The organism is Crossiella sp. CA-258035, from assembly GCF_030064675.1.
In the GTDB taxonomy this organism is placed as follows: domain Bacteria; phylum Actinomycetota; class Actinomycetes; order Mycobacteriales; family Pseudonocardiaceae; genus Crossiella.
Genome location: NZ_CP116413.1, coordinates 3,295,263 through 3,321,137, shown reverse-complemented (window position 1 = coordinate 3,321,137; position 25,875 = coordinate 3,295,263). Strand labels below are relative to the sequence as shown.

The following is a 25,875-nucleotide window of genomic DNA, read 5'->3' as shown; positions in this document are numbered from 1 at the left end:
GTCGTCTCCTCACCGGGTGGTGTGCAGGGCGTCGCGCAGCACGTCGAGGCCGCGGTCCAGCCGGGCGATGTCGATGGTCAGCGGCGGCAGCACCTTGACCACCTCGTCGTGACGGCCGCACAGCTCCACGATCAGGCCGTGCTCGAAGGCGTGCCGCTGCACCCGGTCCGCGCGCTCCGGGCCACCGGCCTGGGCGAGGTCGATGCCCAGGGCCATGCCGAGGCCGCGGGTGGCGATCGCCGGTTCGGTCAGTTCGGTGCGGAAGCGGTCCAGGCGGCGGGCGGCCACGGCGAGGTCGGTGTGGAACTTGGTCTGCCGCCACAGCTCCAGGGCCGCGGTGGCGGCGACGAAGGCCAGCTGGTTGCCGCGGAAGGTGCCGGTGTGCTCGCCCGGTTCCCACACGTCCAGGTCGCGGCGGAACAGGGTCAACGACAGCGGAAGTCCGTAGCCGCCAATGGACTTGGACACGGTGACCAGGTCGGGCACCACGCCGGCGTGCTCGAAGCAGAAGAAGGTGCCGGTGCGGCCGCAACCCGCCTGGATCTCGTCGAAGATCAGCAGGATGCCGTGCCGCTCGGTGAGCGCGCGCAGGCTGCGCAGCCAGTCCGGGGAGGCCGGGTAGATGCCGCCCTCCATCTGCATCGGCTCCACGATCACCGCGGCAGGCACCTCGAACCCGGAGGACGGGTCGGCGAGCATCCGCTCCAGGTAGCCGACCGAGTCGAATGTCCCTTGTGGACCGTCCTCGTAGGGCACGAAGGTGACCTCCGATGGCCCGATGCCGCCCGCGCGGCGGGCCCGTCGGCTGCCGGTGACCGCGAGGGAACCGCGGGACATGCCGTGGTAGGCGCCGGTGAAGGCGACCACGCCGGTGCGGCCGGTGGCCTTGCGGGCCAGCTTCAGCGCGGCCTCCACCGCGTCGGTGCCGGTCGGGCCGCAGAACTGGATCTTGTAGTCCAGGTCGCGCGGCCGCAGCACGGTCTCGGCGAACGCGCTCAGGAACTCGCGTTTGGCCACGGTGTGCATGTCCAGGCCGTGCACGATCCCATCGGCGGCCAGGTACTCGGTGAGGCGGCGTTTGATGAACTCGTTGTTGTGCCCGTAGTTCAGGGTGCCCGCGCCGCAGAAGAAGTCGATGAAGACCCGGCCGTCCTCGCCGTGCAGCTCGGCGCCCTTGGCCCGGTGGAAGACGATCGGGAACTTCCGGCAGTAGCTGCGCACCTCGGACTCGAGGTCCTGGAACACCGAGAAGTCGGTGGCCGCGGTGTGCGTGCCGGGGTGGTGCGCGGTGACGGTCATGGCGGGTCCTCTCGGGTGGCGGTCAGCGCTCGCCGGGCTCGGCCAGCAGAGCGGCGACTTCTTCGTCGGAGAGTTGGTCGATCTCCGCTTCGATCGCCGCGTGCACCGCTTCGGCGACGGTGGCGACGGTGGTGGCCTCGAACAGGCGGCGCAGCGGCAGGTCGATGCCGAAGACCGCGTTGAGCCGGGCCAGCACCCGGGTGGCGAGCAGGGAGTGCGCGCCGAGGGCGAACACGTCGTCCTCGACCCCGATCCGGTCCAGGCCCAGCACCTCGCCCCAGATCCCGGCCACGATGTCCTCGGTCGGGGTGCGCGGGGCCAGGTACGGGATCTCCAGGACCGGGCGGTCGATCTCGGCCTGTGGCAGGGCTTTCCGGTCGACCTTCTTGCTCGGGGTGAGCGGCAGCTCCGGCAGGAAGGTCCACAGGCCGGGCACCATGTACTCGGGCAGCCGCTCCCCGGCGAACGCGCGCAGGTCGGTGATCTCCGGGGTCCGGTCCTGCGGCACCAGGTAGGCGACCAGCCGCCGGTCCCCCGGCCGCACCTCCCTGGCGAGCACGACCGCGGCGCGGACCGCCGGGTGCTGGGCGAGCACGGCCTCGATCTCGCCCAGCTCGATGCGGAAGCCGCGCAGCTTGACCTGCTGGTCGATCCGGCCGAGGAACTCGATGGTGCCGTCGGCCAGGTAGCGCACCAGGTCACCGGTGCGGTACAGGCGAGCCCCTGGCTCCCCGCCGAAGGGGTCGGGGACGAACCTCTCCGCGGTCAGCTCGGGTCGACGGTGGTAGCCACGGGCCAGCCGCACGCCGCCGAGCAGCAGTTCGCCGGGCACGCCGACCGGGACCGGGTCGCCGTGCCGGTCCACGATGTAGGCCCTGGTGCCGGGCACCGGCCGGCCGATCGGCAGGGCGGCCTCGGCGCGGGCCTCGGCGGGCAGTTCGCCGACCGGGTGCAGCAGGCAGGTGACGGTGGCCTCGGTGGGGCCGTAGTTGCACAGGAACCGGCCGGGCAGCCCGGTATCGGCCCACCGGCGGGCGTCGTCGACGGTGACCACGTCGCTGCCGACGTTCATCAGCCGCAGGCCACGCAGCCTGGGGTCGCCGGGGCGCAGGCCGCGCAGGACCTCGCGGTAGTAGGCGGGGGTGATCTCCATGATGGTGATGCCGTGTTCGTGGATCCGGTCCGGCAGTTCGGCCGGGCTCCAGAACAGCGGGTCGGCGACCACGATGGTCGCGCCCATCAGCAGGGTGGCCGCGATCTGGTCCATGGCCACGTCGAAGGTCAGCGCGGAGAGCAGCACCACCCGGTCCGTGGGCTGGATGTCGTACTCGCGGGCGATGATCCGGCAGTGGTGGGCGTAGGAGCCGTGTTCGATCAGCACGCCCTTGGGGCGGCCGGTCGAGCCGGAGGTGAAGATCATGTAGGCCAGGTGGGCCGGGGTGGCCAGGGGTTCGGGGTTGTGCGCCGGGCGCTGGGCGAGGGCCGGAGCCTCGCGGTCCAGCCGGACGACCGGCCGGTCGGTGGCCACGGGGCGGTCGCCGGTGGTGATGACCAGGTGGGCGGTGGCGTCCTCGAGCATGAAGGCCAGCCGGTCGGCCGGGTGGTCCGGGTCCACTGGCACGTAGGCGCCACCGGCCTTGAGCACCGCGAGCAGGGAGATCACCGCGTCCAGGCCGCGGTCCAGGCAGACCGCGACGATCTGCTCCGGGCCGACGCCCAGGTCCCGGAGGTGGTGGGCGAGCCGGTTGGCGCGGGTGTTCAGCTCGGCGTAGCTGAGGCGGTCCGGGCCGAAGGTCACCGCTTCGGCGTCCGGATGCGCCGCCACCCGCTGCTCGAACAGCGCGGGCACGCAGGCCGCGGTTTCCGGGGCGGCCGGTGGGTTCCACTCGTGCAGCAGCTGGGCGCGCTCGGGTTCGGTGAGCATGGCCAGTGCGTCCAGTGGCAGGTCGGGGCGGGTGACGGCGTGGTGCAGCAGGCGCAGGTAGTGCCCGGCCATCCGGTCGATGGTGGACCGGTCGAACAGCGCGGTGGCGTACTCGAACAGGCCGGTGAGGCTGCCGTCGGCGCGGCGGCCCAGGGACAGGGTGAGGTCGAACTTCGCCGTGCGCCAAGGAGTTTGGACGCGTTCGACGGTGAGGCCGGGCAGGCGCAGTGGGGTGCGCTGGGCCTGCTGGAGCTCGAACATGACCTGGAACAGCGGGTTCCTGGACAGGTCGCGTTCGGGTTGCAGCTCGTCGACCAGTCGCTCGAACGGCAGGTCCTGATGGGCAAAGGCGTCGACCACGTGCCCGCGGACCTGGCCGAGCAGGGCGGCGAAGCTGGGCACGCCGTCCAGGGACTCGCGCAGCACCACCGTGTTGAGGAACGCGCCGAGCAGGTCCTCGACCTCGGCCCGGGTGCGACCGGCGACCGGGGTGCCGACCGCGACGTCTTGCGACCCGGTGTGCCGGGCGAGCAGCAGCTGGAAAGCGGCCAGTAGCACCATGAACGGCGTGGTGCCGTGCATGCGGGCGAGTGCGTCCACCGCGGCGGTGGTCTCGGCGGGCACCTCGATGGTCAGCAGGTCCCCGCGACTGTCCCTTGTGGACGGTCGTGGGCGGTCACTCGGGAGCTCGAGCTGGGGCAGGTGGGCCAGGCGGTCGCGCCAGTAGGCCAGGTGGCGTTCCGGCTCGGGGCCGGTGGACCAGTGGGTTTGCCAGGCGGCGAAGTCGGCGTACTGGATCGCGGGTTCGGGCGACGGGGCAGAGCCGGCGGTGCGGGACTCGTAGTAGCGGCCCAGGTCCCTGGTGAGCACGTCGATGGACCAGGCGTCCACCGCGATGTGGTGCGCGGTGAGCGCGACCAGGTGCTCCTCGGGGCGGATGCGGATCAGCAGGGCGCGGAACGGGATCTCGCGGTCCAGCGCGAACGGGCGGGCGGTGTCGGCGTGCTCCAGGGTTTCCGCCTGGGCCACGGCTTCCTGGTAGGGCAGCGCGGTGAGGTCGATCGGGTGCGCGTCCAGGCTGGCGGGCGGGTCGATGACCTGGATCGGCTCGCCGGCCGGGGCCGGGTAGCGGGTGCGCAGGATCTCGTGCCGGGCCACCACGTCGTCCAGGGCTCCAGCGAAGGCGGGCAGGTCGAGCGGGCCGTGCAGGCGCAGCACCAGGGGCACCAGGTACTCGGTGCTGCCGGGTTCGAGCTGGTCGAGGAACCACATGCGGCGCTGGGCCGAGGATGGCGGCAGCTCGCCGTCCCGGGGTGCCCTGGTGATCACCTCGGTCTTGCTGTCCGATGTGGACACCAGGTGGGCCAGCGACTCGACGGTGCGGCAGGTGAAGACCTCGGCGACCGGGACGTCCACGCCGAATGCCGTGCGCAGCCGGAAGACCAGGCGGGTGGCCAGCAGGGAGTGGCCGCCCATGGCGAAGAAGTCGTTGGTCGCGCCGACCCGGGTGAGGCCGAGGAGCTCGGCGAACAGGGCGGCCACGGTGGCTTCGGCCGGGGTGCGGGGTTCGATGTGGTCGACCCCGGCGTCCAGGCCGTCGAGGCCGGGCAGGGCGGCCCGGTCGATCTTGCCGCTGGCGGTGAGCGGCAGCGCGTCCAGGGTGCGCAGCACGGCGGGGATCATGGCTTCGGGCAGGCGTTCCGCGAGGTGCGCGCGCAGCTCGGCCGGGTCGATCCCGGTGCTGGTGACCAGGTGCGCGACCAGTCGCTGGTCCTCGCCGACGCCGTAGACCTCGACCGCGGCGGCGGTGATCGCGGGATGCTCGCAGAGGGCGATCTCGATCTCACCCGGTTCGATGCGGACGCCGCGGAGCTTCACCTGACGGTCCAGGCGGCCCAAGTACTCCAGGACGCCGTCCGCGCGGCGGCGGGCCAGGTCGCCGGTGCGGTACAGGCGTTCGCCGGGTTCGGCCGGGAACGGGTTGGGGGTGAAGCGTTCCGCGGTGAGGTCGCCGCGGCCGAGGTAGCCGCGGGCCAGGTTGACCCCGGCGACGCAGAGCTCGCCGGGCACGCCGACCGGGGCCAGCTGGTTGTGCTGGTCCAGCACCAGGATCCGGGTGTTGTCCAGCGGGCGGCCGATGGCCACGATCTCGTTCGGCTCCGCGCCGGTGTACTCCCAGGCGGTGACGTCGATGGCGCATTCGGTGGGGCCGTAGGTGTTGGTGAGCCGCACCGGGACCTGGCGGAGCAGCTCGGCGCACAGGTCCGCGGGCAGGGGTTCGCCTGCGCAGAAGACCTGGCGCAGGGCGGTGCAGTCGGCCAGGTCCGGTTGCTGGAGCAGGACGCGCAGCACGGAGGGCACCAGCTGGAGCACGGTGACGCGGTGCTCGATCATCGCGGCGACCATGGCAGCCGGGTCGCGCGGAACGCCATCGGCGGCGACGACCACGGTGCCACCGGTGACCAGGGGGGCGAGGAACTCCCACATCGAGGCGTCGAAGCTGACCGTGGTCTTCTGCAGCACCCGGTCGGCCGGGCCGAGGCCGTGTTCGCGGACGGTCCACAGCACGCGGTTGCGGATGGCCTCGTGGCTGATCACCACGCCCTTGGGCCGGCCGGTGGAGCCGGAGGTGTAGATGACGTAGGCCGCGCCGGAAGGATCCAGTGTGGACAGTGGCTCGCTGCTCGGCTCGGGGCCGGGTTCGTCCAGGAGCAGCAGCGGGATTGTGGTGTCCGGCAGGTCGTCACGGATCCAGGACTGGCTGATCAGGACCTGGGCACCGCTGTCGGTGAGCACGTGTTCGCGGCGTTGCCGGGGGTGGGCCGGGTCGATCGGGACGTAGACGCCACCGGCCTTGAGCACCGCGAGCACCGCGGTGACCAGGTCGGCGTTGCGGCGCAGGGCCACCGCGACCGGGGTTTCCGCGCGGACGCCGAGGGTGCGGAGCCGGCGGGCGAGGTGGTCGGCGCGGGTGTGCAGTTCGGCGTAGGTCAGGGTGGTGTCGTCGAAGAGGACGGCGGTGGCGTCCGGGGTGCGGCGGGCCTGTTCGGTGATCAGGTCGGGCAGGGTGCTGGTGGGGCGCTGGGTCCAGGAGTCGGTCCAGCCCAGGGTGAGCTGGGTCCGCTCGGTGGTGTCGAGGAAGTCGATGCGGTGCAGCGGCTGGTCCGGGTTGGCCAGGACCTCGGCGAGCAGGCGGCCGTAGTGCGCGGCGAGTCGTTCCACTGTGGACTCGTCGAACAGCGCGGTGGCGTACTCGAAGCCGCAGCGCAGGGAGCCGTCCGCGCGGTGCAGCACGGAGAGCATCAGGTCGAACTTGGCGATCGGCCAGCTGATGCCGACCTGCTCGACGCCGAGTCCCGGCAGAGTGAAGGGGGCCGGGCTGTCCGGGCGCAGCTCGAACATGACCTGGAACAGCGGGTTGCGGGAGGGGTCGCGTTCGGGGGCGAGCTCCTCGACGATGCGCTCGAACGGGATGTCGGCGTGCGCGTAGGCGTCCAGTGCGGTGTCGCGGACGCGGGTGAGCAGTTCGGTGAAGGTGGGCTCGCCGCTGAGGTTTCCGCGCAGCACCAGGGTGTTGGCGAAGAAGCCGAGCAGGCCGTCCAGCTCGGGGCGGCCGCGACCGGCGACCGCGGTGCCGACCGGGATGTCCTGGCCGCCACCGTGCCGGGACAGCAGGGCCTGGAAAGCGGCCAGCAGCACCATGAACGGGGTGGCACCGTGCTGCCGGGCCAGGTTCTCGGCGGCGCGGCCCAGGTCTGCGGGCAGTTCCACGGCGAGCCGGTCACCACGCCAGTCCCGGACCCTGGGGCGACGGCGATCGGTGGGTAAGTCCACTGTGGACAGATCGGTGAGACTGTGTCGCCAGTGGTCAAGGCGTTCGGCGAACTCCGGGGTGTCGGCGGTGGCGCGCTGCCAGGCGGCGTAGTCGGCGTACTGCACCGGGAGCGGGGCTGGCGGTGTCTCGCCGTCGCGGCGGGCGGTGTAGAGGCGGTTCAGGTCGGTGGCCAGGACTTCGGCGGACCAGCCGTCGGAACAGATGTGGTGCAGGGTCAGCAGGAACAGGTGCTCGGTGATGCTGACCCGGATCAGGGTCGCGCGGGCCGGGAGCTGGGTGGTGAGGTCGAACGGCTCGCGCAGGTCGGCGTGCACCAGGTCCAGGGGGTCGCCGTCGGTGGTGACGGTGGTGAACGGGATGCGGGCGGTCTGGTCGATCAGCTGGACCGGTTCGCCGTCCTGTTCGAGGTAGCGGGTGCGCAGGATCGCGTGCCGGTCGGCGAGGTCGCACACCGCCGCGCGCAGGGCTGATTCGTCGAGTTCGCCGGTCAGGCGCAGGGCGAACGGGACCAGGTAGTCGGTCGCGCCTGGGGCCAGCCGGTCCAGGAACCACAGGCGCTGCTGGGCGAAGGACAGCGGCAGCGGGCCGTCGTGCGGCACCGGGGTGATCGGCAGTCGGCGGGGTTCCGCGGCGGTGATCACCTCGGCCAGGCGGGCGACCGTGCGGGCGGTGAACACCTCGGCCAGCGGCAGTTCGACGTCGAGCTGTGCGCGCAGGCGGGCGGCGATCCGGGTGGCCAGCAACGAGTTGCCGCCGAGGGTGAAGAAGTCCTCGTGCACGCCGACCTCTGGCAGTTCCAGGAGCTCGGCCCAGACCGCGGCGACCGCGTGTTCGACCGGGGTGCGCGGGGACACGTGCTCGATGCCGCTGGGCAGGCGGTGCGCGGCCGGATCGGGCAGGGCCTTGCGGTCGACCTTGCCGCTGGCGGTCTTGGGCAGCTCGGGCAGGACCACGTACCGCGCGGGCACCAGGTGCTCGGGCAGGGTCAGCGCCAGCCCGGACCGCAGCCCGGTGAGGTCGATGTCCACTGTGGACACCAGGTAGGCGACCAGGTTGCCGTCGCGGGCGACCACGGCGGCCTCGCGGATGTCCTGGTGCGCGGTGAGCGCGGCCTCGACCTCGCCCGGTTCGATGCGGAAGCCGCGGATCTTGATCTGGGTGTCGGTGCGGGAGACGAACTCCAGCTCGCCGTCGGCGCGGTGGCGCACCAGGTCGCCGCTGCGGTACAGCCGCGCGCCGGGGGTGAACGGGTCGGGCACGAACTTGGCCGCGGTGAGCGCGCTCTGGTTGTGGTAGCCGCGGGCGACCTGGTCGCCGCCGATGTACAGCTCCCCCACCGCACCGGGCAGCACCGGCCGCAGCTCCGCGTCCAGGACGTACATGGTGGTGTTGGCGATCGGCGCGCCGATCGGCAGCGGGCCGGAGTCCAGCTCACCGGCGCGGCGGATGAGCACCGAGCAGCCCACGGTGGTCTCGGTGGGGCCGTACTCGTTGAACACCACGGTGTCCGGCGCGTGCCGCCGCCACGGGTCCAGCAGCGCGCCGGTCAGCAGTTCGCCGCCGGCCACCACGTGCGGGGCGCAGTTGCGCAGCGCGTCCGGCGAGAGTTCCTGGCCCAGCACGCCGACGTGGGTCGGGGTGAGCTTGAGCAGGTCAAAACTGTTGCGCTCCAAGGTGTTGACCAGGGCGTCCAGGCCGGGTGAGCCGTCGTCGGGGGTGAGGGTGACCGGCAGGCCGGAGAGCAGCGCGGGGTAGAGCGAGGTGACCGGCAGGTCGAAGGCGACCGAGGAGTACAGCGTGCTGCCGTGGGTGTGGCTGCCGTAGGCGGTCGCGGCCCAGCTGACGTAGTTGACCAGGTTCCGGTGGGTGATCGTGACGCCCTTGGGGCGGCCGGTGGAGCCGGAGGTGAAGATCACGTAGGCCGCGTTGTCCGGGCAGGCGAGCTGGACCGGGGCGACGGCGCCCGTGCCGCCCTCGCGCGCGGGCATCGTGGTGGTCACCCCGGTCCAGTCCGCGGGCCTCAGCTGCTCGGTGGTGACCAGCAGCGAGACCCCGGCCTCGGTGAGCAGAGCGGCCAGTCGGCCGGATGGGTCGGCCGGGTTGAGTGGCAGGTAGGCGCCGCCGGACTTGAGCACGCCGAGCAGCGTGGCCACCAGGTCGAAGCCGCGCGGCAGGCACACCCCGACCAGGGACTCCGGGCCGATTCCGTGCTCCCGCAGGTGATGTGCGATCTGGTTGGCGTGCTCGTCCAGCTGCCGGAAGGTGAGCTCGCCGTCGGGGCCGCGCAGGGCCACCGCCGCCGGGGTGCGTGCGGCCTGGGCGGCGAACAGCTCGTGCAGGCAACCGGTGGGCAGGGCGGTCGCGGTGTCGTTGTACTTGGTGATCAGGTCGCGGTGGTCCTCGGCGGAGATCAGCTCGATCTCGGCCACCGCTGTGTCCGGTGTGGACAGTGCGGTACGCAGGAGCTGCTGGAAGCCCTCGGCGAGCCGGCGTACGGTGGGCTGGTCGAACAGCGCGGTCGCGTACTGCAACCTGGCCGCCAGGCTGCCGTCGGCGCGGATGTCCATGTCCAGCAACAGGTCGAACGGGGTGCCCAGCAGCGGGGTGGGCACCAGCCCGGTGTCCAGGCCGGGCAGGGTGACCGGTTCGGCGACCGCGTTGCGCAGCGAGAAGGAGACCTGGAACAGCGGGTTGCGGGACAGGTCGCGGTCCGGGGCCAGCTCGGCCACGATCCGCTCGAACGGCGCCTCCGCATGCGAGAAGGCGGCCAGCGCGTTGGCGCGCACCCGGTCCAGCAGGGTGGCGAAGCTGGGCCGCCCGGAGAGGTCTCCGCGCAGCACCACGGTGTTGGCGAACAGGCCGATCAGCGGTTCGGCCTCGGTGCGGGTGCGCCCGGCGACCGGCGTGCCCACCGCGAGGTCGGTCTGCCCGGTGCAACGGGCCAGCAGGGCCTCGAAGGCGGCCAGCAGCACCATGAACCGGGTGGCGCGGCGGCTCCGGGCGTAGGCGTCGACCTGGGCGAGCAGCACGGGCGGCAACTGGAAGCGGACCACGTCGCCCGCGCCGTCCCACACGGTGGGGCGCGGCCGATCGGTGGGCAACTCCAGCGGGGCGAGGCCGGTCAGGCTGGTGCGCCAGAAGTCCAGCAACTTGGCCAGCCGGTCACCGGTGAGCCGCTCGCGCTGCCAGGCCGCGAAGTCCGCGTACTGCAACGACAACTGTGGCAGCGCGGCCGAGGGACCGCCGGTGCGCTCGCGGTATCCGGCGGCCAGCTCGCGGGCCAGCACACCCCAGGACCAGCCGTCGAAGGCGATGTGGTGCACCACGAACAGCAGCAGGTGTTCCTGGGCGGCCAGCCGGATCAGGGTCAGGCGCAGTGGCGGCGCGGTGGACAGGTCGATCGGCTGCCGCAGCTCCTCTTCGACGAGTTCGGCCGCCCGCCGCTCCGCATCCGTTGTGCCGCTGAGGTCGTGCCAGGTCGGATCAATGTCCACTGTGGACTCAATCACCTGGCCGGCGGTGGTGTAGCGGGTTCGCAGCACCTCGTGCCGGGCCACGATCACGGCGAACGCGCCGGTCAGCGCGGGCAGGTCCAGCTCGCCGCGGACCCGAAGAGCCAGTGGCAGCAGGTAGTCCGGCGCGCCGGGCCGGAGCTGGTCGAGGAACAACAGCCGCTGCTGTGCGAACGATGTCACCCTGGCACCGCTGTCCACCGGTCACCTCCACCTGCTCGGCCCTGGTCCCCCGAAGACTGCGGCCCGCAGCGGCACCGCCACCAGGGAAGGAGCGGCAGCGCTCGCCCGCCACCTCGGGTGCGCGTTTGTCCCTATGGCGCAGGAGATCTCGAACGGCACGCTCGGCGGGCCCCAGGTCGTGTGTGGTGGGTCTTGCACGCGACCGCCGGGCCCAGCCCGTCCCTGGCGGCACCGCCGGAACGGCCAAGTACGCCCAGTACGAGGCCATTCCGGCGGCACCACCAGGAACGGGCTGGACTCCGGCGCTCACGCACAAGACCCACCACACACGACCTACCCCGATCCCCGGAGGACGGTCATGACCGAGGAGAACGACGAGGCCGTGTACCGCGTCGTGCGCAACGACGAGGAGCAGTACTCGATCTGGCGGGCCGACCGCGAGCTGCCGCTGGGCTGGCACGCCGAGGGCACCGAGGGTTCCCGCCAGGAGTGCCTTGACCACATCGGCCGGGTGTGGACCGACATGCGCCCGCTGAGCCTGCGCCGCCGCATGGAACAGGTGAGCTGACCGGCATGAGCGGCTACGGCACCGGTTCGGCCGGGGTGCTCGGCACGATCGGCGGGACCCCGCTGGTCGAGCTGACCAGGTTGTTGCCCGGCAGCGGGTTCCGGGTGCACGCGAAGCTGGAGGCGGCCAATCCCGGTGGCAGCATCAAGGACCGGTCCGCGCACGCGATGCTGACCGAGGCGGTGCGCACCGGCGCGGTGGTGCCCGGCCGGTCGGTGGTGGTGGAGTCCAGCTCCGGCAACCTCGGCATCGGTCTGGCCCAGGTGTGCCGGCTGCTGGACCTGCGGTTCGTGTGCGTGGTCGACCCGCGCACCAACCCGCAGAACATCGCGATCATGCGGGCCTACGGCGCCGAGGTGCACACCGTCACCGACCGGGACCCGGCCACCGGCGAGTACCTGCCGATCCGCAGGCGGCGGGTGCTGGAACTGCTGGCGACCATCCCGGATGCCTACTGCCCCAACCAGTACGGCAACCCGCGCAACGCCTGGGCGCACCGCGGCACCATGCGGGAGATCGTCGAAGCGCTGGACGGCGAGCTGGACTTCCTGCTGTGCACGGTCAGCTCGGCCGGCACGCTGCGCGGCTGCGCGGAGTACGCGCGCGAGCACGGGCTGGCGGTGCGGATCATCGCGGTGGACGCGGAGAGCAGCGCGATCTTCCACCCACCGGTGGGCAGGCGGCTGATCCCCGGGCACGGCGCGGCGGTGCCGCCGGAGCTGTTCCGGCCGGGGCTGGCCGATGAGGTGGTGCACGTCAACGACCTGGACTGCGTGGTCGGCTGCCGCAGGCTCGCGGTGCGGGAGGCGATCCTGGCCGGTGGCTCCTCCGGCGCGGTGGTCAGCGCGCTGCACCGGCTGCGGGAGCGGATCCCGGCCGGGGCGAACTGCGCGCTGATCCTGCCCGACCGCGGTGAGCGGTACCTCGACACGATCTACGACGACGACTGGGTCGCGGCCCAGTTCGGCGATGTCACCGAGCTGTGGAAGGACGACGCGATGGAGGTGGCCAGGTGCTGATCCTCGGCAACGACGCGGTCCGGCGGGTGCTGGACGGGCGGGAGCTGGAGGTGCTGGCCGCGGTGCGGCAGGCCTACGTGCAGCACGCGCGGGGTGAGACCGCGTTGCCGCACTCGGTGTTCCTGCGGTTCCCCGACGACACCCGCAACCGGATCATCGGGCTGCCCGCCTACCTCGGTGGGGCGCAGGCGGTGGCCGGGATGAAGTGGATCGCCAGCTTCCCCGGCAACGTCGAGCTCGGCCTGCAACGGGCCTCGGCGGCGATTGTGCTGAACTCCATGCGCACCGGCAACCCCGTTGCGCTGCTGGAGGGTTCGACGATCTCGGCGCGCCGCACCGCGGCCAGCGCGGCCCTGGCCGCGGCCACACTTCCTGGTGCCGCACCGGACTCCGGGGTGACGCTGGTCGGCACGGGGGTGATCAACCGGGAGGTGCTGCGGTTCCTGCGGGTGGTGCGGCCGGAGCTGCGCGCGGTGACCGTGTTCGACCTGGACCGCGACCGGGCGGAGTCCTTCGCCGCCCGCTGCGGCCCCGGCCTGACCGTCACGGTGGCCGCCGAGCTGGCTGAGGCCCTTGCCGCGCACCGGCTGGTCTCCTTCGCCACCACCGCCTCCGTGCCGCACACGGACCTGGACGCCTGCCGCCCCGGCACACTGGTGCTGGGCCTGTCCCTGCGCGATGTCACCATCGACGGGGTCCGCGCGGCGGTGAACATCGTCGACGACCACGACCACGTGTGCCGCGCCGCCACCTCGCTGCACCTGGCCGAGCAGCACCTTGGCCACCGCGAGTTCATCACCGGCGCGCTCGGCGACCTGCTCACCGCCGGCACCGAGCACCACCGGCATGCGGACCGGGTGACCCTGTTCTCCCCCTTCGGTCTCGGCGTGCTCGACCTGGCGGTGTCCGCGCTGGTGCTGCGGCTGGCGCGGGAGTCCGGGCTCGGGGTGGAGCTGACCGACTTCCTACCCGCCGGGGAGGCCGCGATGAGCTCCACCGGCTGACCCGCGAAGGCCCCGTCGTCACCGACGGGGCCTTCTTCCTTGGCAGGGGGGTCAGATCAGCCCGGCGCGGACCGCGCGGGCCACCGCGTGCGAGCGGTTGCGCACCTGCAACCGGGCCATCAGCTCGTAGATCACGTTCTTCACGGTGTGCTCGGAACAGGACAGGGAGCGGGCGATCGCGGCGTTGCCGTGCCCGTCGGCCATCAGGGTGAGCACCGCGGTCTGCCGCGCGGTGAGCGTGCGCGGCGCGGTCACCGCCGCCGGTTCCGGCCCGGACAACAGACGGGCCAGCACCTCCGAGGGCAGGCGGCCGTCACCATGCCGGGCCGAGTGCACCGCGGCGACCAACTGGTCGGTGGTGGTGCGCCGGGCGTGCAGCAGCACGCTGACCCCGGTGCGCACCGCGCGCAGCACCCCGGCCGGGGCGAAGGTGTCGGCCAGCACCATGACCGGCCGGTCGGCCGGGTCCGCCGTGGCGTCCAGGGCCTCCTCCACGGTGCCGCCCGCGGCCAGGGTGACCGGCGCGGCGGCCGGGTCGACCGCGATCCCCGCCCTGGCCAGCAGTTCCAGCGCGCCTGCCCTGGCCAGGGCGTCGGTGGCGGCCAGCCGCACCCGCAGCGCGGTCACAGCAGACCCGCCCGCAGCGCGTAGGCCACCGCGTGCGCCCGGTTGCGCAGCCGGAACCGGTGCGTGATGTCGTGCACCACGCTGACCACCGTCCGCGGCGAGTAGCACAGCTGCTGGGCGATCTCCCCGGTCTCCCGGCCGTCGGCGACCAGCCGCAGCACCTCGCGTTCCCGCTCGTTCAGCGCCACCCCGCCGATCCCCGCCCGCGGCACCGGCCGGGCGCGGTGTTCCAGCAGCTCGTCCAGCAGGTCGGGCGGCACCGTGCAGTCCCCGCCCGCGGCGGCCAGCACGGTGCGGGCCAGCCGGTCCGCGCTGGCCTCGCGGCGGCGCAGCAGGCCGCGGGCGCCCGCCGCGATGGCGTGCAGGGCCTCGGCCGGGGCCAGGTCGGTGGCCACCAGCACCACCTCGGGCCGGTCCGGCCCGTCGCGGGTCTCGCGCACCAGGTCGAGCACGGTGCCGGTGACCGCGTCCACGATCACCACGGTCACCTCTGGCGGCTCCCCCGGCCCGGCCACGGCCAGATCGGGGCAGCTGTGCAGCGCACCGGTCGCGCCGGCTTCCAGCATCGGGTCCAGCGCCACCACGCTGACCCGTACCGGCTCACCCATCCGGTTCCTCCTCGCTCGTGTTGCCTCCTGCCGGTCAGCCAATACGTGCCGGAGCGGCGGCACATCGGGTCCGACCACCCACATTTCCGCCGGGCCGGGTGCTGACCACCCACAATCGCCCGGACAGCGCGAGGCCCGGCGGTCCTGGGTGAGCAGGGACCGCCGGGCCCGGCAGTGTTCAGGCCACGAGCGCGGGCGCCTCCGCCGTGCGCTGCTGACGGTCCAGCAGCAGGCCGAACGCCGCCGCCAGCACCGTCCACACGGTGGCCAGCTGGATCAGCGAGTACAGCCGGAACTGCCACAGCAGCGTGCTGGGGATGTCCGCCGGGATCGGGTCGTTGTTGGCCGGCAGCAGGAACACCACCAGCGCGAGCAGGACCACAGTGGACAGTCCGGTGACCGCGAGCCTGGTGGAGCGGTCCCAGCCCTTGCCGGCCAGGAACCGGTTGAACCACGGCGCGAGGTTGGCCAGCACCAGCCCGGCGACGATGACCGCCAGGTACAGCAGGGTGCGTTCCTCCACTGTGGACGGATCACCGACACCGGGCGGGTTGGCCGGATATTTCAAGCCTGGCAACAGGGAGACGACCAGGAAGCCGACGCCGCCCAGCAGCAGCGCGCGGTCGAAGTCGGCCCGGCCGGGCAGCCGGTGCCGCAGCCGCGCGTAGACGACCGCGAACACCGCGCCGATGGCCAGGCCGAACACCACGGTGGCCAGCAGTCCGCCGAGCAGCTGGGTGCCCCGGTCGAACAGCTCGCCGTGGTGCTCGGCCGCGCCGGGATCAGCGGGGCGGGCCTCCTCCACCGCCAGCGCGGCTTCCAGTGGGACCTCGGTGAGGAAGTACTGCACCGCGGCGCCGGCCAGTCCGGCCAGCACACCGGCCAGTGCGCCGCGGGCCAGGGTCGATCCGAAGGTTGGCGTGCTCATCAACGCGTCCCCGTTCAGTGGCACGGGACGCCGAGCGCGTGCCGCCCGTCGTGCGCGAACTCGTGGATGAGCTCCGAAGCGTGCGCCAGCACCAGGCCGTTCTCCTGCAGCAGCACGTACAGCACGATCAGCGCGGCGGTGGCGACCAGGTAGGACCAGGCGGGGACCGGGATGGCGGTGGGACGATCGGGGGACGCGGCGGATGCCGACATGTTCTTCCTCCATGCCTCGTGGACGGTTCCAGACGCGCCGCAGCCGGTCTCCTGGCTCCCGGATCACGGCCACGTCTCTCGCCTTCCCAGACGGCGAACCGTCCAGTGGCCTGGATCGAGACGGGCTTCCCCGGTCACAGCGGCGAGGACCACGCCGGAATCGCACCGGCTTCCCGAACACTGCGGCCCCGTGACGGTAGGCCACCGCGCGGCGGCGCAGCCAGCGCCGAACGGGTCATCAGCATCACAATCAGGCCGCGAACCGGTGACCCGCGGAACTTTCGTCGCGCTCGCGCGTTCAGGCGGCGGGGTCGGGGGCCGGGTCGCTGCGCAGCCTGCTGTACAGGTAACCGTCCCGCCACTGGCCGGCGCGCCATTCCACCGCGCGCAGCACGCCCTCGTGCTGGAAACCCGCCTTCACCAGGGAACGCTGCTCGGCGTGGTTCTCCGGGTGGGTGCCGGCCTGGATCCGCTCGGCCGGGGTGTGCAGGAACAGGTAGTCGCACAGCATCGCCTGCGCCCGCCAGCCGATGCCCTGGCCGCGCCACTCCGGCAGCAGCACGATGCCGATCTCCCAGTACCGGCCGCGGCCGTGGCTCCTGGTGTCCCAGCCGACAGAACCCGTTGCGGTGCCGTCGACCTCGACGATCAGCCGGCCGCCGTCCTCGCCGAGGTAGCCGTCCACCGGGAACCGCCGGGTGGCCGCGCCGGGGTCGCTGAAGCCGTTCCAGTCCAGGCCGACCAGCCAGGGTTCGGTGGCGAACCGGCGGAACAGGGCCAGATCCGGCTCGGTCACCGGGCGCAGGGTCGGCACGGGCACCGCTCACACCTCCGGGGCGATGCGGGTGAGCAGTTCCGCGACCACCGGATCGCGGGTGGCGGTGGCCGCGGTCATGGCGGCCAACTGGTCGATCAGCCAGCCGATCAGCTCCTCGCGGGTGTGGTCGCGTTCCTGCAACCAGATCAGCAGGCTGCCCTCGACCACCGCGACCCAGCAGCGCAGGGTCAGCAGCAGGAACGGGCTCGGCTCGGTGACGCCGGTGACGTCCAGGATCTCCTGCACCGCGAGGTGCCTGACCTCGTCGACGAGTGCGTCGGTGTCCCTGGTGGCGACCACGGATCCGCTGCGCAGCAAGGCGATGTAGGCGGTGGCGTAGGTGTCGGCGACGTCGACGAACACGCCGAGGGCGCGCCGCAGCTGCTCGAGCAGGGTGCCGGGCTCGCGCCGGGTGAGCCGGTCGACCAGCTCGTCCACCGCGGTGCGCAGCGCGGCCACGTGCAGTTCGCGCAGGCTGCCGAAGTAGCGGTAGAACAGGGCCCTGGAGACCTCGGCGTGGGTGATGATGTCCTCGATCGACACCAGTTCCGGCGCACGGCTGCTGTACAGCTCCAGGGCGGCGCTGATCAGGTCGTCCCGGCGCTCGGCCGGGGACATCCGGCGTTTGCGCCGGGGCTGGCTGGTCTCGGTCAGTTCAGTCATGTCCGGTTCATCATCACAGATCCAGCGTCAGCCGGGTGTGCGCTCGGGCCACACAGATGCGCGCCTGGTCCGGTTCGTCGGCCGGATGGACGCGGTCGGGCACGCCGTCGAGCACCCGGACCCGGCAGGTGCCGCAGAAGCCCTGACGGCAGGAGTAGCCGACATCGGGCAGCACGGCGCGGATCGCGGTGAGCGCGGAGGCATCGGCCGGTACCAGCACGGTGATGCCGGTGCGGCGCAGCTCGACCTCGAACGGCGCGCCGCCGAGCACCGGTGGCGGGCTGAAGCGTTCCCGGTAGAGCGGCCGGGACACCGGCACGGCCTGGCGGACCGCGGCGAGCATGGGTGGCGGGCCGCAGCAGTAGACCACCGAGTCGGCGGTGTCGACCAGGTCGGCGGCCGAGGGCGGGCCGCCCTGCTCGTCGTCGGCGTGCACCCGCACCCGGTCGCCATAACCGGCCAGCTCAGCCAGGAACGGCATGCTGGCCCTCGACCGTCCACTGTAGACAAGGCGCCAGTCCGCGCCCGCCCTGGCCGCGGCCTGCGCCATCGGCAGGATCGGGGTGATCCCGATGCCACCGGCCAGGAACAGGTAGCGCGGGGCGGGCACGAACGGGAAGGCGTTGCGCGGTCCCCGGATGCCCAGTTCGTCCCCGGCGCGCAGCTCGTGCACCTCGCGGGAGCCGCCACCGCCGTCGGCGATCCGGCGGACCGCGATCCGGTATCCAGCCGAATGGTCGGCGGGGTCCCCGCACAGCGAGTACTGCCGCCACCGGCCGGAGGGCAGGCAGAGGTCCAGGTGGTGTCCCGGCTGCCAGGCGGGCAGCGCACGACCGTCGGCGGCGACCAGGCGCAGACTCACCACGTCCTCGGCCTCGGCGCTGACCTGCTCGATCCGCACCCGCCGCGGCGGCTCGGGCGGCAGGTCGGCCGGGCGGCGGCCGCGCAGCAGCCGGATGTAGCGGTCCATCGCGCGGGCCGCCCATCCGGCCAGCCGGTCGGGGGGCGCGTCCTGGTGGGTCATCAGTGCTCCGCGGCCCGCGCGGCGGGCGAGGTCGCCAGGTAGGCCACGGCCTGGGCGGTGCAGCCCTCCTGGGCGGGGTGGTAGGAGCGGCGGAAGAAGGTGGCCATCTTGCGCAGCAGCTGGCCGTAGCCGGGCAGCAGACCCCGGCGGGCGCCGCGGCTGACGTCGCGCCAGCGCGGCCGGACCCGCCCGCCCAGCTCCGGATCGGCCCGCATCAGGTGCTTCAGGCCGCGCACCCACAGCAGCACCAGCACCGGTCCCACGATCGCCATCGCGCGCAGCCGGCGCAGGTAGCCGCCGTCGACGTGGGTGTACAGGTCGAAGGCGACCGAGCGGTGCTCGACCTCCTCGGCCCCGTGCCAGCGCAACAGGTCCAGCATGGTCGCATCGGCGCCTGCCCGGTCCAGGCCGCGCGCGTCCAGGATCCACTGGCCGAGGAAGGCGGTGACGTGTTCCACCGCGGCCACGTAGGCCAGCCGTTCCACCAGCCAGGCCCGCTGACCCCGGGCGTCGAGGTCCCGGTCGCCGAGGATCCTGGCGAACATCCACTCCACCTGCCGCACGTACGGGTCCGGGTCGATGCCCTGCTCCCGCAGGTGTTCCTGGGCGCCTTGGTGGGACTCGGCGTGCACGGCCTCCTGACCGACGAAGCCGATCACCTGCTCACGCAGCTCCGCGTCCCTGACCAGCGGCAGGGCCTGCTGGAAGACCTTGACGAACCAGCGCTCGCCCTCGGGCAGCAGCAGGTGCATGACGTTGATGATGTGGGTGGCGAACGGCTCGCCCGGCACCCAGTGCAGCGGGGTGCGGCTCCAGTCGAAGTGCACGTCGCGGGCGGAGAGGACCAGGCGGTCGGGTTGCTCGTGGCTCATGGGATCGCTCCGGTGCGGTCAGTGCGGGGTCAGGTCGCGGCGGGCGGCGGCGCGCAGCAGACCGGGCGTGAGGCGGGAGATCAGCAGCCCGGCGTGCGCCTCCGGGGTGACCGGCGCGAGCGGTTTGTCCTGGTGCACGGCGAGCAGGATGGCGCGGGCGACCTTCGAAGGCGGGTAGTTGCGCCTGCGGTACAGGGCGGCAGTGCGGTCCCGGCTGCGCTGCTGCTGGCTGTCGTCGAGGCCGACGAAGCGGGTGCTGCGGGTGATGTTGGTGTTGACGATGCCGGGGCAGACCGCGGTGACGCCGATGCGGTGCGGGGCCAGCTCGGCGCGCAGGCACTGAGTCAGGGTGAGCACCGCGGACTTGGTGGTGGCGTAGGCGGGCAGGGTGCGCGAGTAGAGGTAGGCCGCGGCGGAGGCGATGTTGACCAGGTGCCCGCCCTCGCCGCGCTCGACCAGCTGCTCGGCGAACAGGCGCGAGCCGTGGATGACGCCCCACAGGTTGACGTCGATGACCCGCTGCCAGTCCTCGGTGCTGGTGTCCAGCAGCGCACCGGCCATGCCGATGCCGGCGTTGTTGACCACCACGTCCGGCACTCCCCTGCCCCGCCGGACCTCCTCGGCGAAGGCGGTCATGGCCTTCTCGTCGGCCACGTCCACGGTGTGCGCGCTGGCGGTGACGCCGAACCGCTCGGCCAGCTCGGCCGTGTGCGCCGCCGACTCACCGTCCACATCGGACACAACCACGTCGGCGCCGTGCTCGGCGAAGGCCAGCGCGGTCTCCCGCCCGATGCCACTGCCCGCGCCGGTGACCAGCACCAGGTGGTCGGCCCAGCGCTGCTTGGGCCGCATTGGGCGGATCCGGCGCAGCGACCGGGTTTCCGGGCCGCCGTCGAGGTGCTCGGCGAACTCGGTGACGCAGCGCGCGATGACCTCGGGCCTGCTGCGCGGCAGCCAGTGCCCACCGGCGATCCGCCGCACCCGCAGGTCGCTGACCCAGCGGGCGATGTCGGTCTGCACCGGCGTGCTGACGAACGGGTCCCTGGTCGGCGCCAGCACCTGCACCGGCACCTCGGTGCGCCGCTGGGCCGGCCGGGCGAACCGGGGCGGCATGTTGGCCCGGTACAGCTGGAGTCCGTGCAGGCCGTCGGCGAGCACCGGCGGCGGGATGGCGACCCCGTCGCCGAGCTTGACCAGCCGTCCCATCACCTTCGGCAGGACTCCGCTGCGCCAGGCCAGTTCCGGCGCGAACGGCAGCTGGAAGAAGCCGATGTAGCCGGAGAACACCAGCTGCCGCAACAGTTCCCGCAGCCGACGGGGGCTCGGCTTGCGCAGCCGGTCCCGGATCCAGTGTCCGGCATGGTCCAGGCAGGGGCCGGAAATCGAGGTGTAGGAACGGATCCGGGTCTTCAGCGCCGGGTCGGTGACCGCGTGCCAGGCCTGGATCGAGCCCCAGTCGTGGGCCAGCAGGTGCACCGGTTCGTCTGGGCTCACCGCCGCCGCCACGGCCACCAGGTCGGCGACCAGCCGGTCCAGGAGGTAGTCCTTGCGCTCCTTGGGCTTGCCGGAATCGCCCGCGCCGCGCACGTCGTAGGCGACCACGTGGAACCGCTCGGCCAGCCGTACCGCGACATCCGTCCACACCGAACTGTCGTCCGGGTAGCCGTGCACACAGAGGACGGTCGGCGCGGCGGCGTCGCCCCATTCCCGCACGGCCAGCCGGACCCCGTCGCCCTGGACGAACCGGGTGCGTCCGGCCTCCGCAGGCACCGCGTTGTGAGACATAATGTCATGTTAGACATTCTGTCAATAGGGGTCGGCCGGGCTCACTCCACCGGGAACGGATCGTCGAGCAACCCCAGGTCCGGCGGCACCAGCGTGGTGGAGAGCACCAGTTCCCGCAGCAGGTTGTCGTTGAGCGCGTTGCCCACCGGCTCGCCCACCTCGGCCTTGGTCAGCCCGGCCACTCCCCCGGCCGACAGGCGCGCCCGCACCTCGGTGACCATGTGCTCGACCCGCTTGATCGTCCACCCGGCGCCCGGTTGCAGGCCGGCCAGCACCTCCGCGGTGTGCTGCCGCGACATCGGCTGCGGCCGCGCGTCGTGCAGCAGGTACCGCTGACCCAGCACGACCAGCATCAGCTTCTCCTCCGGCCGCAGCACCCAGGTCCGCGGCGGGCGGGTCGGCTCGCCGTGCCGGGGCTGCGGGCGGCCGCCATCGGAACCGGCGACGTAGACCTCCAGCAGGTGCTCGCGGTTGCGCGCGCCGCGGATGAACAGCGGCGTGTAGCCCTCCTCCAGCGGCACCTCGTCCTCGCCGCCGCACAGCAGCAGCGCGCCGGGGAACCTGATCGGCAACCGGCCGGTGTTGCCCACCCACCACTGGCCGAACCGCCTGGTCAGCACGCCGTGCTTCCGGCTCACCTGCACGTCGTCCTCACCGACGCACACGTCGACGTCCGGCCGGTTGCGCCCGAAGCGGACCTGCTGGCCCTCCATCGGCGCCATCCGCACGCCGCCGGTCACGGTCAGCGCGTACACCTCGCCCGGCGCGGCGCGTTCCACGCCGTGGGCCAGGCTGCGGTGCTTGCGGGGCAGCAGCACGCCGCCCGCTCTGGGTGTGGTCATTCCGGCCTCCTCGCACCGTCGTGGGGCCAGTCTGCGCCCGCGCTGCCGGGACCCCTCCCGATCACCGTGCCAGGCGGGCCGCCACCTGGCCAGCCGCGGCCCGCGCCGGTGCGCACAGCTGCTCGCCGGGCTGGTCGTCGCGCACCACCACGCGCACCACCTCGATCATCGGCTTGCCGTCGGGGCCGGTGTAGTCGCGGTGCACGATGGCGGCCTCGCAGGTCTGCTCGCCGTAGCCGTCGGCCTCGACGTAGGCAGGGCGGCCGCTGAGGTCGATGCGCTCGCCGTCGCGCTCGCCCATCGGCTGGTCCCGATCGAAGATCACCAGCAGTGTGCGGCGGCCGCGTTCCCATTCGCAGACCCAGTTGCCGAACCCCGGGTCGGGCGCGGCCGGGCCGCCCAGGGCGGTGGCGGCCTCGTTCTCCGCGACCAGCGCGCAGGCGTCCAGGCGGGCCAGCGCGCCGGGCTCGGGTTCTGCCTGGCGGCGTGGGATCTGCCCGCGGCCCAGCACGATCACCACGCCGCTGGTCACCGCGTCGGCCATCGCGCACAGCTCGGCCCGGCGGTTGTCGATGTGCTTGGCGCTGACCACGATCCGGTAGCCGTCGTTGAGCTGGACGGTCCGCTTGCACTGGCCGTTGCGCTCCGGGGCGCGGTCGATCGAGGCGACCGCGGTGGCGGTGACCGCGCTCGGCGCGTTGCCCGCGCGCGGTTCCAGCTCGACCCGGACGTCGGCCTCGTCCTCGGGGTCGGCGCTGAGCCGCACCAGCACATCGCACCGGTTGAAGTTGCCGTAGTCCGCATCCAGCCGGGCCTGGCCGAACCGGCTCAGCGCGGCCGGATCGGTGAGCGCGCACGGGTCCGCGGTCCGCGGGTCGCCGATGACGGAGTCCGGTTCGCTGTCGCTGTAGCGCCACACGAGCGCGCCCGCGACCAGCCCGGTCACCACCGCGGCGGCGGCCAGCGCGAACCCCCACCGGCGGCGGCGCACCGCGGGCGGGATCCGGATGGTGGCCTCACTGCCGTTGGCCACCTCGCGCAGCATCGACTCCGCCTCCGCCGCACTGGGCCGTTCCCTGGGTCGCTTGCGCAGCAACGCTTCCAGCACCGGGCCTAGTGGTCCGGCCAGTCGCCGCGGCTCCAGCTGGTAGCCGGCCGCGCGGTGCACCTGGCCGTAGGGGTTGACCGTGGCCCGGCCCCAGGGCGAGCAGCCCTCCACCGCCGCGAACAGCGTGGCGCCCAAGGAGAACACGTCCGCGGGGGCGTCACCGACCTCGCCCCTGGCGACCTCGGGGGCGAGGAAGCCGGGCGTGCCGTCCAGCGCGCCGCCGCCCGCGTGGGTCTCCTCGGCCCAGCGGGCGATGCCGAGGTCGGTCAGTTTCGCGCTGCCCTTCGCGGTGAGCAGGACGTTGCCCGGCTTGACATCCCGGTGCACCAGGCCGTCCTCGTGCATGGCGGCCAGCGCCGCGGCCAGCTGCGTGCCGATCCGGGCGACCTGCTCCGGCGGCAGCGGACCGTCCTCGGTGAGCACCCGGTCGAGGTCGCGGGACTCCAGGTATTCCATGACCAGCCAACGGTCCTCGCCGTCGAGCAGCACGTCGAAGACGGTGACCACGTTGGGGTGGTTGAGCCCGGCGCCGAGCCGGGCCTCCCTCCGGGTCTGGCTGCCACCGTGCTCGTCGTCGGCCGAGTGCGACCGCTTGAGCGCCACCGTGCGGTTCAGCTCCAGGTCGGTCGCCCGCCAGACGACCCCCATCCCCCCGGCGCCCAGCCGCTCCTCCAGGCGGTAACGCTCAGCGATCAGTTGACCACTGCGCATGCGGTCAGTGTAGGGAGCCGGGAACCCTCCCGCCCACCGGTCCTAGCGTCCGCGGCCTCCGGTGCGGCAACCCGCCGGGGAGGTGACGAGGAGGAATCGACATGATCGGAAAGGTGTCGGCGGTCATAGCGGCGGCGGGGGTCGTGGTGCTGCTCGCCCCGGCCGCGGTCGCGGAACCGGCGAAGTCCCGGCTGGTGATCAGGAAGGGCGGCACGGCGGAGCAGCCGCTGGTCGTCGACGGCACGGGCAAGGAGGTCAGCGGCATCACCGTCAACGCCAGCCACGTGGTGATCCGCAACTTCCGGCTGGTCCAGCCCGAGGGGCCGGGGATTCGCGCGCAGGGCAATAACATCACCATCGAGGACAACACGATCACCAAGCCGCGCAACGGGGACGGCGACGGCATCCGGTTCTTCGGCACCGGGATCAAGATCCTGCGCAACACGGTTTCGGGCACCAGCAACAGGTATGGCCACGCCGACTGCATGCAGACCTACGCCACCAACACCCCGGCCAGCCAGGACGTGCTGATCGAGGGCAACCGGTGCGAGCAGATCGACAACATGTGCCTGATGGCCGAGGGCCCCAACGAAGGGGAGGGCAGCGGGCGCGGGCACTCGCACCACTTCACCATCCGCGGCAACTTCTGCGAGACGCTGAAGGCCGCGCAGGCGCTGATGTTCGAGGACGTCCAGCACACCACCATCGAGCGGAACTCCTTCGCCGCCTCGCCGGTGAAGGCGATCGGCCTGGCGATCAAGTCCACGAACGCGACCGTGCGCGAGAACGAGGTCAGCCCGGGGATCCGGTACGAGGTCGGCATCGACGACTCCTCCCGGCCGGGCTACCAGGGCCCCAAGCCCGGCGGCCGCCCCTGACCATGCGCGGAACGCATCACCACCAGTAAGAACCGGCCTTGGACGCCTCCCCGGTCCGCCCCGGAAGCTGGCGACAACCGCAGCGACCGTGGAGGCACCCATGCCCGAACCCACCCCAACCCCCGCCGACCGCCTGGTCGCGCGCGACCACCAGGGCTGGACCGCCGAGCTGCACGCGGAGTTCCAGCGCAACGAGCACAACGGCCACGTCGGCGGCCGCCTGATCGAACAGACCAGGTGGACCCGCCTGTGGGAGATCCACCTGGCCCCCGGCGAACGCCTGCCCGCCCATCGCCACGTCCTCAACTACTCCTGGACCGCTGTGCACAGCGGCCTCGGCCGCCAGCACACCCACGACGGAACCACCCGCGAGGTGACCTACCGGTCGGGAGACAGCAAGTTCCTGCTTTTCCCGGCCGGTCACTTCCTGCTGCACGACCTGGAGAACATCGGCCGCACCCCGCTGTTGTTCATCACCACCGAGTTCCTGACCAGCCCCAACCCGCCCCTGCCGCTCTAGCGGTCGGCGGGCGCGGGCAGATGCGGCGGCACCACCTCGGCCGCCCGTTCGAGCAGGTCCAGGAAGGCCCCGGTCATCGGATCCGGCGCCCGCCGGGTGAACGCGGCCACCGGCCGCCGCACCGCGGGCTCGGGAAAGGCCACCGTCACCGCGTCGGTCGGGGCCAGGATGTTCGCGGGCACCAACGCGATCCCCAGCCCGGCCGCGGCCAGCCGGGGCGCGGCACTGGTCTGCGCGGTCCGCACCGAGACCACCGGGCTGAAACCGGCGGCCGCGCAGGTCCGGTCCACCACCTCGGCGAGCCCGTTGACCGGGTCGAAGTGCACCCACCGCCGCTGCGCCAGCTCCGTCACCGGCAACCGCCGCCCCGCCGGCGGCGCCTGCTCCCCCGCGGGCAGCACCAGCACGAACTCCTCCACCCCCAGCTCCCGCACCGGCCCGTCCCACTCCCGGGGCCGGGGCGAGACGGCGAGGTCGGCGAACCCGTCCCGCACCGCCTGCTCCAGGTGGTCCCGATGGGTGAACTCGGTGATCCGCAGCTCCACCCCGGAATGCTCCTCCCGCCACTGCCGCACCACCGGCAGCAGCGCCCCCAGGGTCAGCGACTGCACCACCGCCACGTGCAGCTCCCCCGCCAGCAGCCCCGCGGCCCGCCGCCCGACCTCCCGCACCCGCCGGGCCTCGGCCAGCGCACTGCGCGCCGCGGGCAGCACCGCCCGGCCCACCGCGGTCAGCTCCACCCCGCGCGGCAACCGCTCCAGCAACGGCGCGCCCACCACCCGCTCCAGCTCGCGCACGCTGCGCGACAAGGCGGGCTGCGTCAGCAACAACGCCTCGGCAGCAGCGGTGAACGTGCCGCAGTCCACCACCCCGACAAAACACTCCAACTGCCGCACAGTCACCACGCCCGCACCCTAGGCCGTTGTTGACGGGGTT

General features: G+C 72.8%; 19 protein-coding genes and 1 riboswitch. Of the genes, 5 read left to right on the top strand and 14 right to left on the bottom strand.

Translation table 11 applies throughout. The annotated features are described in order from the left end of the window. Window positions 1-9: 9 nt before the first annotated feature. A complete protein-coding gene (ectB, locus tag N8J89_RS15310; protein ID WP_283665012.1) occupies window positions 10-1,299 on the bottom strand; it encodes a diaminobutyrate--2-oxoglutarate transaminase in 1,290 nt (429 codons plus the stop codon). A 22-nt stretch (window positions 1,300-1,321) separates the two neighbouring features. After that, entirely contained in the window at window positions 1,322-10,753 is a 9,432-nt protein-coding gene (locus N8J89_RS15305; protein WP_283665011.1) for a non-ribosomal peptide synthetase, read from the bottom strand. Window positions 10,754-11,111: 358 nt separating this feature from the next. Between N8J89_RS15305 and N8J89_RS15300 the strand changes: the two genes are divergently transcribed. The 3 genes from N8J89_RS15300 to sbnB are packed head-to-tail and all read left to right on the top strand — an operon-like array spanning window position 11,112 to window position 13,344. Next, a complete protein-coding gene (locus tag N8J89_RS15300; protein WP_252482540.1) occupies window positions 11,112-11,321 on the top strand; it encodes an MbtH family protein in 210 nt (69 codons plus the stop codon). 5 nt (window positions 11,322-11,326) lie between these two features. Further along, a complete protein-coding gene (gene sbnA / locus N8J89_RS15295) occupies window positions 11,327-12,340 on the top strand; it encodes a 2,3-diaminopropionate biosynthesis protein SbnA (RefSeq protein WP_283665010.1) in 1,014 nt (337 codons plus the stop codon). Beyond that, entirely contained in the window at window positions 12,334-13,344 is a 1,011-nt protein-coding gene (gene sbnB / locus N8J89_RS15290) for a 2,3-diaminopropionate biosynthesis protein SbnB (protein ID WP_283665009.1), read from the top strand. Before sbnA ends, sbnB begins: the two co-directional genes overlap by 7 nt. Before the next feature lie 51 nt (window positions 13,345-13,395). On the opposite strand, the gene N8J89_RS15285 is transcribed toward sbnB, so the two are convergent. The 11 genes from N8J89_RS15285 to N8J89_RS15235 all read right to left on the bottom strand — a co-directional run bounded on the left by N8J89_RS15285 (window position 13,396) and on the right by N8J89_RS15235 (window position 23,541). Continuing rightward, window positions 13,396-13,971, bottom strand: a complete 576-nt coding sequence (locus tag N8J89_RS15285; RefSeq protein WP_283665008.1) for a helix-turn-helix transcriptional regulator — start codon at window positions 13,969-13,971, stop codon at window positions 13,396-13,398. Further along, window positions 13,968-14,579 carry a response regulator transcription factor gene (locus N8J89_RS15280; RefSeq protein WP_283665007.1) on the bottom strand — a complete coding sequence of 204 codons (612 nt, stop codon included), beginning with the start codon at window positions 14,577-14,579 and terminating at the stop codon, window positions 13,968-13,970. Before N8J89_RS15280 ends, N8J89_RS15285 begins: the two co-directional genes overlap by 4 nt. Window positions 14,580-14,757: 178 nt before the next feature. Next, on the bottom strand, window positions 14,758-15,507 hold the full coding sequence (locus N8J89_RS15275; protein ID WP_283665006.1) for a CbtA family protein: 750 nt from the start codon (window positions 15,505-15,507) through the stop codon (window positions 14,758-14,760). A 14-nt stretch (window positions 15,508-15,521) separates the two neighbouring features. Then, the gene (locus N8J89_RS15270) at window positions 15,522-15,719 is read right to left on the bottom strand and encodes a CbtB domain-containing protein (protein ID WP_283665005.1); all 198 of its coding nucleotides are present in this window, start codon (window positions 15,717-15,719) and stop codon (window positions 15,522-15,524) included. 24 nt (window positions 15,720-15,743) lie between these two features. Further along, window positions 15,744-15,919: riboswitch (cobalamin riboswitch) on the bottom strand. Between the two features lie 98 nt (window positions 15,920-16,017). Continuing rightward, entirely contained in the window at window positions 16,018-16,539 is a 522-nt protein-coding gene (locus N8J89_RS15265) for a GNAT family N-acetyltransferase (protein ID WP_283665004.1), read from the bottom strand. Between the two features lie 3 nt (window positions 16,540-16,542). Beyond that, on the bottom strand, window positions 16,543-17,154 hold the full coding sequence (locus N8J89_RS15260; protein WP_283666170.1) for a TetR/AcrR family transcriptional regulator: 612 nt from the start codon (window positions 17,152-17,154) through the stop codon (window positions 16,543-16,545). 58 nt (window positions 17,155-17,212) lie between these two features. After that, window positions 17,213-18,223: a PDR/VanB family oxidoreductase gene (locus N8J89_RS15255; RefSeq protein WP_283665003.1), complete on the bottom strand. Its 1,011-nt coding sequence runs from the start codon at window positions 18,221-18,223 to the stop codon at window positions 17,213-17,215. Beyond that, window positions 18,223-19,095, bottom strand: a complete 873-nt coding sequence (locus N8J89_RS15250; RefSeq protein WP_283665002.1) for a metal-dependent hydrolase — start codon at window positions 19,093-19,095, stop codon at window positions 18,223-18,225. Before N8J89_RS15250 ends, N8J89_RS15255 begins: the two co-directional genes overlap by 1 nt. Before the next feature lie 18 nt (window positions 19,096-19,113). Further along, window positions 19,114-20,880: an SDR family oxidoreductase gene (locus tag N8J89_RS15245; RefSeq protein ID WP_283665001.1), complete on the bottom strand. Its 1,767-nt coding sequence runs from the start codon at window positions 20,878-20,880 to the stop codon at window positions 19,114-19,116. Between the two features lie 41 nt (window positions 20,881-20,921). Next, complete coding sequence (locus N8J89_RS15240) at window positions 20,922-21,722, bottom strand: FHA domain-containing protein (protein ID WP_283665000.1); 801 nt, start codon at window positions 21,720-21,722, stop codon at window positions 20,922-20,924. A gap of 61 nt (window positions 21,723-21,783) precedes the next feature. After that, window positions 21,784-23,541 carry a serine/threonine-protein kinase gene (locus N8J89_RS15235; RefSeq protein WP_283664999.1) on the bottom strand — a complete coding sequence of 586 codons (1,758 nt, stop codon included), beginning with the start codon at window positions 23,539-23,541 and terminating at the stop codon, window positions 21,784-21,786. Window positions 23,542-23,642: 101 nt separating this feature from the next. Here N8J89_RS15235 and N8J89_RS15230 point away from each other — a divergent pair, with 101 nt between their 5' ends. Further along, window positions 23,643-24,419 carry a right-handed parallel beta-helix repeat-containing protein gene (locus tag N8J89_RS15230; RefSeq protein WP_283664998.1) on the top strand — a complete coding sequence of 259 codons (777 nt, stop codon included), beginning with the start codon at window positions 23,643-23,645 and terminating at the stop codon, window positions 24,417-24,419. A gap of 100 nt (window positions 24,420-24,519) precedes the next feature. Then, complete coding sequence (locus tag N8J89_RS15225) at window positions 24,520-24,939, top strand: cupin domain-containing protein (protein WP_283664997.1); 420 nt, start codon at window positions 24,520-24,522, stop codon at window positions 24,937-24,939. On the opposite strand, the gene N8J89_RS15220 is transcribed toward N8J89_RS15225, so the two are convergent. After that, window positions 24,936-25,844, bottom strand: coding sequence for a LysR family transcriptional regulator (locus N8J89_RS15220; RefSeq protein WP_283664996.1), 909 nt, complete (start codon window positions 25,842-25,844; stop codon window positions 24,936-24,938). The two genes, N8J89_RS15225 and N8J89_RS15220, sit on opposite strands and share 4 nt — an antisense overlap. Window positions 25,845-25,875 lie beyond the last annotated feature (31 nt).